Genomic DNA, 13,103 nt, shown 5'->3' with positions numbered 1-13,103 from the left:
GACCGCGCAGGGTCACCACATCCCAAAACGACAGCGTGAAATTGGGCGGAGTCAGAGGGGCGAGGCGGGTGACCTCAGTGGCGGCTTCCCACCAGGCTTGCCAGGAAAACGCTGCCGGACCACATCGTGTGGATTCCGGTTCATCCGTAATGAAGTCACGGGCCAACCCGAGCGCACGTGCAACGCTGCGCCGCAGCGGAGACCGAACAGATGATCCGGAAAGCGTATCAGACCGAGATTCAGAAACAGCCGCCCTTGCGTCCCGTACACCGGAAAGTGCACAGGGCGGCGGGCCAATGCCAGCAGCCGCAGGGTAAACAGCACGGCCGCTCCCGTGAGCAACGCGGCCCAGGCCGCATCGCCATGCGGAGCAAGGGCAGCGTGAACGCCCGGGCGCAGCGGAATCTCAGAAAAGACGTGCAGCCAGATCTACGCCGTACGGCCCGTTCTCAGGTAGGCGGAGAACACCTGCGCTCTCGCCGCCACAGCAGGGCGTCGTGCGCGAGGCTGGCGTTGAGGGAGCAGGGCAAGAAGCGGGCGAGCCGGCCACGCGGCGTTCCAGCGGGGTGACGTGGAGCGGGCCGTGGCAGGGACGGCGCTTTGCAGTCATCCAACCTGCCCCCAGAAGCGCCGATGCGAGCGGCAATGGCCCCCGCACGTCGGAGAGCACCGCGCCTGCGAGGACCAGGCCGAGAAGCAGCTTGGGCACAAGCGTGGGCCACGCTGCCTCCGGGTCCACCGACCCCGCCCCAGCGCGGTGGGAGGCCGGAGGGGTAACGCGGGGCGCGAGGGTGACGTACACCGCGGTACACACCGGCCAGAAGCCAGGCGTCCCGTCAGAGCGTCACCAACCCCCCCGGCGTTTCCAGCAGGGCCGAGAGTTCGGGGTGGGGACCCTCCTCCACCTCCACCTCGCCCTTGATATTCAGGCGGTCCAGCAGACCGCGCAGCGCGTCCGGTTCGGGGGTACCCAGGGTCAGGCGGACGAGGCGCACCCCAGCGTCCGGCAAGCGCGTGGGCGGGGGCGGCGTGTGCCAGACGATCAGGCTGGGCTGCACGCCCTCCACCGGCAGCGAGCCGTCTACGGGCACCGTCAGCGTCCAGCGGTTCTCATCCCGTGTAAGGTCTAGCGCCTCCCCAAAGGGGGCGAGGTCCAACCCCGCCAGGGTGGAGAGGCGCGCCACCCAGTGCGTCAGCGCTGGGCCGCCTTCCAGCCGTCTACGCATCTCCGGCGTGTCCAGCCCGAACCAGCGGGGCCGCTGCGGTGCAGGCGTGCTGGAGTTGATGGCGATGACCTCCAGGTAGGCGCCTGGCCCCAGCGAGAGCAGGGCGTTGTGGGTGCCGAAGGTCCTGTGCTCGCCCCCACGCTGGAGGGGCACGCCGAGGCGGCCTTCGAGCCACGTGCGGCCCTCCTCCAGCGTGCGGGCAGCGATGACGAGGTGATCGAGGGCGCTGGCGTTCACGGCGTCACGCTCCCCGGGGACGGCTCATGCCCGCGAGGTCCCCGAGCAGGATGGCCGCGGCCTTCTCACCGCTTTCCATTGCGCCCTGCACGCTGCTCATGGACGTGACCTCCGAGGCGATCAGCACGCTGGGCAGCCCGGTGGCGTGTCCAGCCAGGGTGGTGGAGAACTCGGGCGGCTGCAGAAACTGGGCGTGGGCAATGCGCTCCACAGCCAGCGTCCGTAGGTTCCGCACGCCGTCCCCATACCACCCCGACAACTCGGCGCGCACGGCGGCGTCCAGCGCAGCGTCGTCCTCGCCCGGCAGCTCCAGCACCGACACGGCGAGGAGATGCTGACCTTCCGGCGCGCGTTCTGGAATAACGTTGCTGATCCACTGGGCATTGTTGATCAGTCCTGCACTGGGACGGAGCAGCAGGCGTGGCTGCGTGTCCAGCGGGTGGGAGGAAGCGTAATACAGGTATGTGCTGCCCAGGCTGCCCCGCGAGAGGGCCTCGCCAGTCAGTTGCCCCGCCGCGTCGGGATCGGTGGCGACGATCACGCCCCGGGCCTCGATCTCGCCCGCCGTGGTAACGGCGGTGACCGCCCCGCCCCCCTCCTGAGGCACGAGGCGGGTCACACGGATGCCGGTGGTCACGTCCGTTCCCCCCGCAAGCTGGGCCGTCACCTCCCCCACCCCACCCCGGGGCAGGGCTGCGCCGCCGTCCACCAGCATTCGGAGGTAGTAGCGAAACAGCCGCGCGCTGGTGTGCAGGTCCCGCCGCAGGAACACGCCGCCGAAAAAGGGCCGGAAGAAGCTGTCGACGGCGCGGGTGCTGAAGCCCTGGCGCCGCAGGTAGTTCTCGGTGGTCTCGTCGGGACCGTGCAGCAGCGTGTGGGGTGCGGGCAATTTCAGCCGGGCCACCAGCCGCGCGAGGCGCAGTTTGTCGCCCACACCCAGCGTACGGGAGGTCAACGTGCCCAGCAGGCTGCCCGGATCATGCAGGGGATCGCCCAGCACCTCCACGTTGAACCCAGAACGAACGGCTGCCCCTGAGGGAATGGGCACGAGGTCCAGCGCGTCCAGGTCCACGTTGCGGCGCAGCGCCGGATAGGCCGGGAACAGCACCTGGTACCCCGCATCCAGCGTGAAGCCGTCCACCACGCGCGACGTGACGCGCCCACCGACGTGCTCCGCCGCCTCCAGCACCCGCACCCGCCGCCCCGCCCGCGTCAGCACGCGCGCCGCCGTCAGGCCTGCGAGTCCCGAACCCACCACCAGAATGTCCAGCATGGGGGAAGGGTAGCAGGGCCCACCGCCGCACACGGGGGGCCACCTCTTGCCGGGGCAACGCGGACATGTCCAGATGGGTAATGTGCGCGCCCCGCGCGTTGCAGGGGCCCGTTCAGCGCTGCAGTGCACGGATGAAAGCTGCGTCGCCGGAGGCGCGTCAGGCGGGACGGGAAAGGAGCCGCCGCTCCAGCACATCGTCGGGACTGTCCAGCACCAGGACACATACCCCGCCGAAATGGCGGGCGAGGGGCGGCGCCTCCAGAGCAGTGGGCATCACGCCCGTGAAGAGGGCCGTGGTCACCGGGCTCCGGTTTCCATTGGGCGCGGCGCGCGTGAGACTGCTCCGGCAAGCGGTGTCCCCGTTCTCCGGTGGGCCGCAATGACCACGGGCAGAGAGAGGCCGGAAGCGGAGGGGGTGGACGAATCCACAGGCGGAACAGACCGCCTCAGCATGGCCGGGCCCTGCAGACGGTACGGTGGAAAGCTTCCTCGCCGCACCCGGGGCAGATCAGGAACATGCCTGATCTGCCCCGGGTCCCCTGCCGCGCAACACCGTCAGCTGAACTGGCGCCCGCAGGCCCGGCCTCAGCGGTCCAGCACGCTCACCACTTCGACGTGGCTGGTCTGCGGGTAGAAGTCGTGCGGCAGGACCGCTCCCAGCCGCCAGCCGCGCCGGGTCAGGTCACCCACGTCCCGCGCCCAGGTGGCGGGGTCACAGCTGACGTACACGAGGCGGTCCGCCGTGCTGGCGTGGATGTGATCGCGGGCTTCCTGTTCGAGGCCGGCTCGGGGCGGGTCCACCACGATCACGTCGGTGCCCAGTTCGCTGAAGCGGGCAGCGTCGCCCTGCCTGTAGCTCACGTTGCGCTCGCCGCTGACCGCCACCGCCTGCCGGCCCCGCGACAACGCTTCGGGGGAAGAATCAAGTACGGTGACGCGGGTGAAGTTCGGCGCGAGGTGCCGCCCGATGGCTCCCGAGCCGCCGTACAGGTCCACAGCGTGCATCCCCGAGCCCGCCAGTTCCGCTGCACGGATGTACGCCAACCCCGCCGCCTCCGGGTTAACCTGCGCGAAGCCAGTGGCGCTCACACCCACCTGCACCCGCCCGAACTGCTCCTGAATCTCGGACTCGCCCGCAATGAGCCGCACGCCCGCCCCGAAACGTTTGCCCGAGGGTTGCGCGAGGCTCACGCCCACCACGCCCGCGTCCATCAGGTGATCGGAGGCCCGCAGAAAGACTTTCGGTTCTCCAGCCCCGATCACCGCTGCCACCACCTCGCCCGTCAGTCGGCTGGCGCGAAAGGCCACCTCGGTGGCGGGGTCCAGCTGCTCCGGGTCCAACCGGTCCACCAGGGTGCGGATCGCCTCCATCACGAGGGGGTCCTCCCCCACGACGAGGGGACCGTGCCCCCGTCGCTCGCGGTAGGCCAGACCTCCGGGCGTCACGAGGTACTGCGCCGCGTTGCGGTAGTGCCACTCATGGGGGCTGGGCACCGTCTCGGCCACCGGGGCGCGCAGCTTGGCGATGCGCGTCAGGGCCTCTTCCACGAAGCCGCGCTTGTAGGCCAGCTGCGCGGGATACGCGGCGTGGGCGAGGTCAGCGGTGGGCAGGTCCGGGGCGTCCACCCGGTCCGGGCTGGGGTGCAGCACCTCCTGGGTCAGGCCCTGACGCACCCCCCGTCCCGCGCGCACCCGGGCCACCACCCGCTCGCCGGGCAGCGCGCCGCGCACGAGCACCACGCCGGACCCGTCCCGGGACAGCCCCAGTCCTCCGGCGACAAGTTTTTCGATTTCCAGCGTGATCAGGGGGTCAGACATACGCCGCTTAGGGTAGCGTGAGTGGGGCGGGAGCATTTGGTATTAGAGTCAGGGCGACGTGAATAGACCCCGGACGGTGCCGCAACTGCTCGAAGCCTGGTGGAGCAGACCGCAGGTCCGGTTGCCCGTGTACCTGCTGCTGCTGGTGCTGGGGGCGCTGCTCGCGCGGCGACTGGGGAGCGTGCTGGGCATGGTGGGGGCAGCGTACGCGCTGGCCTACCTCGCCAATCCGGTTCTGGAAGGCCTGGAACGCCGGGGACTGCGGCGGGGCTGGGGCGTGCTGCTGCTCACGTTGACGCTGGTGGGCGTGCTGGCGCTGCTGTTCTGGCAGCTGGCGACGCAGGTGGTGAGCTTCGTGTACGGGCTGCCGGTGCTCGCGGACCGCCTGACCGAGGTGCTGGACCACGCCCTGCAAAAGCCCCGGACCGGCGGCACGAACGAGTTGCAGCACCGCCTGGCCGAGTTCCTGCACACCAAACTCGAAGACCTGTCCAAGAACGCGGGGCCCGTGCTCGACCAGGTGCTGTCCTCTGGGCCCTCCCTCCTGGGCAAAATCCTGGGATGGCTGGGGCAGCTGGGCTTCGTGTTGACGCTGGCGCTGTACTTCGCCGTGGACTACGAGCGGGTGGGGCGCGGGCTGCTGGGTGTCTTTCCCCGCGACTGGCAGCCTACCCTGAAGCGGCTCTCACGCGACGTCAGCGTGTCGTTCGGCGGCTTTATCCGGGGGCAACTGCTGGTCAGTGTGGGCGTGGGCATTCTCGCCGCGCTGGGCCTGCTGGCGCTGCACGTGCCCAACGCGCTGGCGCTGGGCCTGCTCACGGCGGTGCTGTACCTGGTGCCCTTCGTGGGCATGGTGCTCGCCACCGTGCCGCCGCTGCTGCAGGCCATTCCGCAGGGCAGCACCACGCTGGGCCTGGTGGCTGGACTGTACTTCCTGCTCAACCAGATCGGCGGCAACGTCCTGGGCCCGGTGGTGATGGGCCGCAGCACCAAGATCAATCCGGCCACCCTGCTCGTGGCGGTGCTGGTGGGTCTGGGGCTCGCGGGCGCACTCGGTGCGCTGCTCGCCGTGCCCATCGCCCTGCTGCTGCAACGCTGGGGCCAACAGTACTGGCTGACCAGCCGCACATATCAGGGGCAGCGGTGGATGGGTGAGGTGGGCAGGCGGGAAGCGGACCCGAAGGGACCACCTACAGCATCAGAGAAGCCTCCACAATCCTGAACCACGCTGAAGGCGAAGGCTGGTGGGCCATCCCCGGCACCTCCAGCAGGCGGGCCTGGGCCGCAGAGGCGTAGCTCCGGCCCTCTTGAGGCGGACAGACGCGGTCCTCCAGACCCACCACGACGAGGGCGGGAACCGTCAACCTGTGGGCATGGTGAAGCGGCGAGCCCTCCACCCACTGCTCCGGCGTGAGCACCGCGTCGTAGTAGCGGCGCAGTCCTCCGAAGGAAGTCGTCTGGTAGACGCGGCGCAGCTCTGTGGGCGCGCTCACGGCCACCACCGCCCGCGCGGGTGACGGGACCGAGGCCGTCAGCAGGGCCATCAGGCCGCCCATACTGAATCCCAGGAGCAACACGTCTGTGACCCCCTGCTGCCCTGCCAGCCACGTGAGCGCCCGGCAGGTGTCCCGGACGCCACTTCGCCCATAGTCGTCGCAGCCCGATGATCCTCGCCAGCCGCGCATGGACAGGCTGACGGCGTGCCACCCTGCCGCCCGGAACGCCTGGGCAGGCAGCGCCATCGCAGAGGCGTCTTGCCCCCAACCGTGAAGCAGCAATGCAGCTGGGGCAGGTTTGGAATGCCACCAACCGTAGCCGCCCAACGCCACGTCCGGCAGATGCAGCGTGAGGGGCGCAGCGTCGGCCAGCAGTGGCAGGGTCAACCCTGGAACTTCCACGCCCTTTTCTCCCTTCCCCTTAGCCCTCCTCGTACTCCAGGTACGTGTAGCCCAGCAGCTCCTCACCGTAGTCTTCGAGCAGTTCCGTTTCCTGCTCGGGGGTCAGGGTGCCCGCCTCCAGCGCCGCGTCGGCCTGGTCCTCGATGGAGTCGCGCAGCATGGGTTCCTCGTAGCCCATGGATTCGATCATGCGCCGCGCCTTTTGCCCGCGCACGAACAGGTCCACGTGGTAGCGGCCCCCGGGACGGATGGTCACGTGGGCCTCGTTGACCTTGCCGAACAGGTTGTGGGCGCTGCCCAGTACGTCCTGATACGCGCCCATCAGGAAGATGCCCAGGTAGTAGGGCTTGGTTCCCGGCTCGTGCAGGGGGAGGGTGGCCTTGACATCGCGCAGGTCGATGAATTTCTCAATCTTGCCGTCACTGTCGCAGGTGATGTCCACCAGCGTGCCCTGGCGGGTGGGGCGCTCGTTTAAGCGGTCCAGCGGCACAATCGGGAACAGCGCCTGAATCGCCCAGTTGTCGGGCAGGCTCTGGAACAGGGAGAAGTTGCAGATGTACTGATCGGCCAGCACCTTTTGCAGGTCTTCGAGTTCGTCAGGCACGTACTTCTCGCCCTGAATGAGCTTGGCGATCTTGCGCAAGATGGCGTTGAACAGCGCCTCGCCACGGGCCCTGTCATCCAAGGTCACGTACCCGAGGTCAAAGAGGTTGTGCAGCGTCTGCTTGTCGCCCACCGCGTCGTTGTACATCTCGCGGTAGTTGCGGGCGCTGAGGTTGCCCAGGATATCCGCGAGGTCCTTCACGATCTGGTGGCTGTCCTCACTCGGCGCCGCCAGGGTATCGAGGTTGCGCGTCGGTCCAGTCACATCCACCACCGGCATGACGAGGACCGCGTGATGGGCGGTCAGGGCGCGGCCGGATTCGGAAATGATGGTGGGCTCGGGCACTCCACGCGCCTTGCAGGTTTCCTGCACGGTGTACACCACGTCGGCGGCGTACTCGCCCAGGGTGTAGTTCATCGACGCGTAGAAGGTGGTCTTGGAGCCGTCGTAGTCCACGCCCAGGCCGCCGCCCACATTGAGGTACTTGAGCTGCGCGCCCGCCGCGATCAATCCCGCGTAGGTCTGGGTGGCCTCGCGCACCGCCACCTTGACCCGGCGGATATCGGTGATCTGCGAGCCGATGTGGGTGTGCAGCATCACGAGGCTGTCGAGCATGTCCTCTTCCTTGAGGCGCTCCACCACCCGCAGCATCTCGTAGGCGTTCAGGCCGAACTTGGCCTGGTCCCCGCCCGATTCCTCCCACTGCCCCGAGCCGCGTGCGTGCAGTTTGAAGCGCACGCCGAGCGCGGGCTTGACGCCCAGGGCGCGGGCCTGCTTGAGGACCCGGTCCAGTTCTCCGTACTTCTCCAGCGTGATAACCACGTTCTTGCCCAGGGAGCGGCCCCACAGCGCGAGCTTGATAAAACCGTCGTCCTTGAAGCCGTTGCAGCACAGCAGGGCGTCGGGGTGCATCCGCTGCGCAAGGCACAGGGCGAGTTCGGCCTTGCTGCCCGCCTCCAGCCCGTGCGCGTACTCGTATCCGGCGGCAGCCACCGATTCCACCACCATGCGGCGCTGGTTGACCTTGATGGGAAACACGCCCTGGTAGTGCCCCGTATAGCCGTACTCGGTGATGGCCTTGCCAAACGCCTCGTTCAGTTGCTTGACGCGCCCCGCCACCACCTGGGGAAAGCGCAGGATAACGGGGAGGCTCTCGCCGCGCTCCAGAATGTCGTCAATGATGGACCGCAGCGGCGCGTGCAACCCCGGCGTCGGCGTGACTTCCATCTGACCTTTGTCGGAGACGCGAAACCACCCGCCGCTCCAGTTGGGTACCTGGTAGAGCTCGGCAGCGTCGGCGGTGGAAAAGGAAACTGAAGTCGTCAAGGTAGGCGTCCTCCGTGGGTAAGGTAGGCTCGCCGTGCGCGGGGTTCGGAGTGCCCTGGGGCACTGGGCGGACGCCGTGCGAAACCGGGGCGCATGATACGGCACGCAGCTGAGGGAAGTGAGGGCGCGGGTGGCAATTGGGCCCTTGGCTTTTGCTCAAGACCCGGGGTCAAAAGCCCACGGCTCCAACACGAAGAGAGCGGAGCCTTGAATGTGGCTCCGCTCTCTTCTTCTGGCGGTCCGGACGGGATTTGAACCCGCGACCTACTGCGTGACAGGCAGTTATGCTAACCGCTACACTACCGGACCAGCGGACAAGAGGTTAAAGGCCGGGGCGTCAGAAGTCAAGCCGCGCTCGCCTGGGCCATGCCTTCAGACGAGGCGCACGTGCTCTTTCGGCGGGGCGGTCTGGCCGAGAGCGTCCACCGAATTCACGCGGCGGTGGTGAACGCCTCCGGGCAGCTCATCGCCTCTTGCGGTGACCCAGACCTCGTGACCTTTCCGCGCCCCAGCTCCAAGCCCTTTCAGGCGCTGCCCCTCGCGCTGGCCTCGCCGGACCTGCCGGGCGACGAACTCGCCGCCGCCTGCACGGGTCATGCGGGCACGCCCGAGCAGCAGGCGGTGGCGGCTGCTGGCCCGCTCGGGCAGCGCCTTGACCGATTTGCAATGCGGCGCACACCCGCCCTTCGACTCCGAGACGGCGGCGGAGCTGCTTCGGCGGGGCGAGGCGCCCACGCCGCTGCACCACAACTGCTCGGGCAAACATGCGGGAATGCTGCTGGCCTGCGTCCTGAACGGTTGGCCACGCGAGGGATACCCGGAGCGTGCCCACCCCCTGCAAATCCGCATCCGCGAACTCCACGCTGAACTGGGCGGGGTGCCGCTGCAGCAGGGTCACGAAGGCACCGATGGGTGCAGCGTTCCCGCCCTCGCACGCCTCTGCCCGGCTGTTCGCGCGGATCTCCGCACCACAGGGCGAACTGGCGCCGGCCCTGGAGCGGATCTCCGCTGCCATAACCGCGCACCCCTTCCGCATCGCCGGGCAGAGGCGGCTGGATACAGCGCTGATGCCACTGGTGCCTGGCCTCGCGGCGGGGCGGAGGCGTTCTACGGCCTGGCCTGGCGGGGCAGTCCACACGGCCCCCTCGGGATTGCCCTCAAGGTGGAAGATGGCGGCGAGCGCGGCCCCACGTCACGCTGGCCCTGCTGGAAGCCCTCGGATGGGAGGCCACGCCGGAACTGCGGGCCCTGGCTCCCCAAAAGCTGCACAACTGGGCGGGAAGAGCGGTGGGAACGGTGGAGGTCCACCTGCCCCTACGCTGAATAGACGGCTTGCCAGGCGGGTCTCCTCTTGCCCACTAAAGTAGTCGCATGGACACAATAGTAGACAACACAGGACGTCGGCTGGCCCTTCGCCTCCTGCTGGAACGGGAGGCGAGGGGCTGGTCCCAGGCCGAACTCGCGGCACGTTCGGGCGTCTCGAAGGCGAGCGTGAGCAAAATCGAACGCGGGGAGATGAGCCCCACCGCCGTCACGCTGGTGCGGCTGGCGGGAGCGTTCGACCTGACGCTGGCGGGGTTGCTCCTGCGGGCCGAGGATGGGGGCGAGCGCCTCGCGCGCGCCGCTGATCAGCCGCTGTGGCGTGACCCGGAAACGGGCTACGTCCGCAAGCAGGTCTTTGCGTGCCCGGACCATCCGGTGGAGGTGGTGGAGGTGGAGTTGCCCGCCGGAGCGCGGGTGGTGATGCCCGCCTCCTCCTACGCGCATATCCGGCAGGTGGTGCGGGTGCAAAGGGGAGAACTGGCGCTCGTGGAAGGCGGACGGCGCGAAGTGCTTCAGCCGGGCGACGCCCTGGGCTTCGGCCCCCCCACCGAAGTCACGTTTGCCAACGAGAGCGGCGCGCCCTGCAGCTACCTCGTGATGCTGGCGCGGAGGTAAGCCATGGCAGCGACCGAAATTCGTCCGCTGACGGCCGCCCCGCACGTCCTCGAAGCCCTGCGAGACCTGCTGGTTGAAACCGTGGCCGGGGGCGGCTCGGTGGGCTTTATGCATCCCCTTGCGCCAGAGGAGGCCGGCGCGTTCTGGCGCTCTGCCCTCAACGCAGCGGAACGTGGCGAGCGGATCGTCCTGGGGGCCTGGGACGGTGAAACCCTGGTGGGCACCGTCACCCTGCTCCTGAACCTTCCGCCCAACCAGCCCCATCGCGCCGAGATTGCCAAGATGATGACCAAAGCAGCTTGGCGGGGACGGGGAATTGCCTCGGCCCTGCTGCGCGCGGCGGAAGCCCTCGCCGTTCAGCATGGCCGCACCCTGCTGGTGCTGGATACGGCGACGGATGGCGGTGCAGCCGGCCTGTATGAACAGCTGGGATTTCAACTTACGGGCGAGATTCCCGACTTTGCCCTCAAGCCGCACGGTGGTCTGACGGGGACGCTGATCTACTGGAAGCGTACCGGGTGAGCCAGAGCGGGACGCGGAACTTGAGAATCTTCCGCGTCTCGCCTGCGCAAGTCGGGCTCCCGCGTATCCCGCCCGATTTCCATCACCGCGCGAGGGACGGCTTTTTTACTGCTCCTCTTCCCCACCGTTGAGTTCACCCGAGACGGCGGCGAGCGCGAAGGCGTACTCCTCAGCGGCCTCGTTCAGGGCGTCGTAGCGGCCGCTGCTGCCGCCGTGGCCCGCGCCCATATTGGTTTTGAGGACCAGTTGGCCGCTGCCGGGTGCACGCAGGTCGCGCAACCGGGCGACGTACTTGGCAGGTTCCCAGTAGGCGACGCGGGGATCGTTGAGGCCCGTGGAGACGAACAGGTGTGGATACACGCTCGCCTTGAGGTTGTCGTAGGGGCTGTACTGCCGCATGGCGGCGTAGGCGTCGGGCCCGTTCGGGTTGCCCCACTCGTCGTACTCATTGGTGGTCAGGGGAATGGAAGCGTCGAGCATCGTGGAGAGCACGTCCACGAAGGGCACGCCCACAAAAGCGGCGCGGAAGAGGTCCGGGCGGAGGTTGATCGCCGCGCCCATCAGCAGGCCACCCGCGCTGCGGCCCATTGCCACGAGGTCACCCGCCACACCACTGGCCTTCAGATGCTCGCCGGCCGCGATGAAGTCGGTGAAGGTGTTCATCTTCTGCCCCAGCTTGCCCGCGTCGTACCAGCGCCGACCCCGTTCGCTGCCACCCCGGATGTGGGCGATGGCCCAGACCCAGCCCCGGTCGAGCAGGGGCAGGCGGCTGACGGTAAAGGCCGGGTCCATCGAGAAGCCGTAGGCGCCGTAACCGTACAGCAGGGTGGGCGCCGGCAGGGCGGTGCCGCGGTGACGGACCAGGCTTACCGGAATCTGCTCGCCGTCCGGCGCTGTGGCCCAGACCTGCTCGGCCACGTACTGGGCTGGATCGTAGTTGGGAACGGGCGTGGCCTTCACCAGCGCCGTTTGCAGCGTATTCAGGTCCAGATCGAGGTGTTCGGTGGGGCGGGTCAGGCTGGTGTACAGAATGCGGGCGGTGGTGGTGTCGAAGACACGGTTGGAACCGATGCGGACGGTGTAGCCCTCCTCGGCAAACGCCACGCGGCGGGCAGGGCCGTAGCCTTCAGGGGTCCGGGGCAGCACCCACAGTTGCGTAAAACCGTCCTCCCGCCCGGCGACAAGCAGGTGCGAGCGGAAGAGGTGCATGCCCGTCAGGTAACGCTCCGGGTCGTGGGACAGCACGTCCTGCGCGTCCGCCCAGCTCAGGCCTTCCCGTTTGGGCAGGCGGACGAGGCGAAATTCCGCCGCTTCCCCCTGGTTCGTCAGGATGAGCCAGTGGTCCCCGCCGTCCGCCGCGCGGTACTCCACGCCGCGCTCGCGGGGCACGATGACCCCTGGACGGGCCCCGTTGTCCCGGGCATCCAGGGCAAACCACTCGGAGGTGATGCCCGCCTGGGAGGCGAGGAGCAGGGTTTCGCCGTTCTCGGCGAGCCCGGCCCCGATGCGGAAGGTGGCGTCGTCCTCTCCATACAGCAACTCGTCCGCGTCCTGGAGCTGGCCCAGGCCATGCCTCCACAGCTGGTACGAGCGCTGCGTGGCGTCGTCGCGCGAGTAGTAGAGGTGAGAGCCGTCAGCGCTCCACGCCAGCGTCCAGCCACCCACGCCCGTCAGCGCCGCCTCGGCGAGCTCGCCCGTCGCCGTATTCAGCACCCGCAGTTCGAAGACCTCCTGGCCCGTGGTATCGAGCAGGTAGGCCCAGCGGCGGCCATCCGGGCTCGGGCAGGTGTTGTAGACCCAGACGTTGGCGTGGCCCTCGCGCTCCTTCAGGGCGTTGAGGTCCAGCAGCACCTGTTCCTCACCCCCGGCCAGCGGGCGGCGCAGGAAGATGGGGTGGGCCTGACCCTCCTCGGTGCGGGTGAAGTACAGCCAGTCGCCCTCGTGGACCGGAGGCTGATCGTCGCGCTCCTGCACGTGCGAGAGCAGCTCTGCGTAGATGGCGCGCTGCGTGTCCCGCAGGGGAGCCATGAGGGCGTCAAGGTACGCGTTTTCTGCGTTCAGATAGTCCAGCACCTCGGCGTCCGTTTTGCCCTGCGTCTTCAGCCAGTGGTAGCTGTCGGGCCTCGATTCGCCGTGCAGCGTATGGATAAGGGGCTTTTTGGGCGCTTGGGGCGGGGTGGAGGTCATGAACCTGAGCGTAGCAGCCGGGAAACGGGGCGCGGGGCGAGGATGCCCCGGACCAGGACGCGGCCCGATGCTCT

General features: G+C 68.5%; 10 protein-coding genes, 1 tRNA gene and 1 pseudogene. 4 read left to right on the top strand and 8 right to left on the bottom strand.

Annotated elements, in window-relative coordinates:
* Positions 1 to 836: 836 nt before the first annotated feature.
* The 4 genes from B9A95_RS17120 to B9A95_RS17110 all read right to left on the bottom strand — a co-directional run bounded on the left by B9A95_RS17120 (position 837) and on the right by B9A95_RS17110 (position 4,554).
* Positions 837 to 1,463, bottom strand: coding sequence for a VOC family protein (locus B9A95_RS17120; RefSeq protein WP_084048405.1), 627 nt, complete (start codon positions 1,461 to 1,463; stop codon positions 837 to 839).
* Positions 1,464 to 1,467: 4 nt separating this feature from the next.
* Positions 1,468 to 2,736: an NAD(P)/FAD-dependent oxidoreductase gene (locus B9A95_RS17115; RefSeq protein ID WP_084048404.1), complete on the bottom strand. Its 1,269-nt coding sequence runs from the start codon at positions 2,734 to 2,736 to the stop codon at positions 1,468 to 1,470.
* A 157-nt stretch (positions 2,737 to 2,893) separates the two neighbouring features.
* Positions 2,894 to 3,037, bottom strand: a complete 144-nt coding sequence (locus B9A95_RS33855; protein ID WP_170928683.1) for a hypothetical protein — start codon at positions 3,035 to 3,037, stop codon at positions 2,894 to 2,896.
* A 284-nt stretch (positions 3,038 to 3,321) separates the two neighbouring features.
* Entirely contained in the window at positions 3,322 to 4,554 is a 1,233-nt protein-coding gene (locus B9A95_RS17110; protein ID WP_084048403.1) for a class I SAM-dependent RNA methyltransferase, read from the bottom strand.
* Between the two features lie 58 nt (positions 4,555 to 4,612).
* Here B9A95_RS17110 and B9A95_RS17105 point away from each other — a divergent pair, with 58 nt between their 5' ends.
* Positions 4,613 to 5,776, top strand: coding sequence for an AI-2E family transporter (locus B9A95_RS17105; RefSeq protein WP_084048402.1), 1,164 nt, complete (start codon positions 4,613 to 4,615; stop codon positions 5,774 to 5,776).
* Here B9A95_RS17105 and B9A95_RS17100 read toward each other — a convergent pair.
* The 3 genes from B9A95_RS17100 to B9A95_RS17090 all read right to left on the bottom strand — a co-directional run bounded on the left by B9A95_RS17100 (position 5,745) and on the right by B9A95_RS17090 (position 8,691).
* Positions 5,745 to 6,452, bottom strand: coding sequence for an alpha/beta hydrolase family protein (locus B9A95_RS17100; protein WP_084048401.1), 708 nt, complete (start codon positions 6,450 to 6,452; stop codon positions 5,745 to 5,747). The genes B9A95_RS17105 and B9A95_RS17100 overlap by 32 nt on opposite strands.
* A gap of 19 nt (positions 6,453 to 6,471) precedes the next feature.
* The gene (gene speA, locus B9A95_RS17095) at positions 6,472 to 8,382 is read right to left on the bottom strand and encodes a biosynthetic arginine decarboxylase (RefSeq protein ID WP_084048400.1); all 1,911 of its coding nucleotides are present in this window, start codon (positions 8,380 to 8,382) and stop codon (positions 6,472 to 6,474) included.
* A 233-nt stretch (positions 8,383 to 8,615) separates the two neighbouring features.
* A tRNA-Asp gene (locus tag B9A95_RS17090) sits at positions 8,616 to 8,691 on the bottom strand.
* Positions 8,692 to 8,748: 57 nt separating this feature from the next.
* Here B9A95_RS17090 and B9A95_RS36595 point away from each other — a divergent pair.
* From B9A95_RS36595 to B9A95_RS17075, 3 genes and pseudogenes are all read left to right on the top strand, one after another.
* Positions 8,749 to 9,749 (top strand): annotated as a pseudogene (locus B9A95_RS36595) (asparaginase).
* A gap of 4 nt (positions 9,750 to 9,753) precedes the next feature.
* Positions 9,754 to 10,320, top strand: a complete 567-nt coding sequence (locus B9A95_RS17080; protein WP_084048399.1) for a helix-turn-helix domain-containing protein — start codon at positions 9,754 to 9,756, stop codon at positions 10,318 to 10,320.
* Between the two features lie 3 nt (positions 10,321 to 10,323).
* Positions 10,324 to 10,842: a GNAT family N-acetyltransferase gene (locus B9A95_RS17075; protein WP_084048398.1), complete on the top strand. Its 519-nt coding sequence runs from the start codon at positions 10,324 to 10,326 to the stop codon at positions 10,840 to 10,842.
* A 105-nt stretch (positions 10,843 to 10,947) separates the two neighbouring features.
* Here B9A95_RS17075 and B9A95_RS17070 read toward each other — a convergent pair whose 3' ends face one another.
* Positions 10,948 to 13,029 (bottom strand): S9 family peptidase, encoded by a 2,082-nt coding sequence (locus B9A95_RS17070; protein ID WP_084048397.1) that lies wholly within the window; start codon positions 13,027 to 13,029, stop codon positions 10,948 to 10,950.
* Between the last annotated feature and the right edge of the window lie 74 nt (positions 13,030 to 13,103).

It is taken from the genome of Deinococcus hopiensis KR-140, assembly GCF_900176165.1.
GTDB classification, from domain to species: Bacteria; Deinococcota; Deinococci; order Deinococcales; family Deinococcaceae; genus Deinococcus; species Deinococcus hopiensis.
Note: the sequence above shows the minus strand (reverse complement) of the source record. Positions and strands in the feature narration are given on the sequence as shown.

Bases quoted from the DNA above. Each gene is read 5' to 3' on its own strand.
- B9A95_RS17115 (WP_084048404.1), bottom strand. From the start codon at position 2,736: ATGCTGGACATTCTGGTGGTGGGTTCGGGACTCGCAGGCCTGACGGCG.
- B9A95_RS17110 (WP_084048403.1), bottom strand. From the start codon at position 4,554: ATGTCTGACCCCCTGATCACGCTGGAAATCGAAAAACTTGTCGCCGGA.
- B9A95_RS17080 (WP_084048399.1), top strand. From the start codon at position 9,754: ATGGACACAATAGTAGACAACACAGGACGTCGGCTGGCCCTTCGCCTC.
- B9A95_RS17075 (WP_084048398.1), top strand. From the start codon at position 10,324: ATGGCAGCGACCGAAATTCGTCCGCTGACGGCCGCCCCGCACGTCCTC.
- B9A95_RS17070 (WP_084048397.1), bottom strand. From the start codon at position 13,029: ATGACCTCCACCCCGCCCCAAGCGCCCAAAAAGCCCCTTATCCATACG.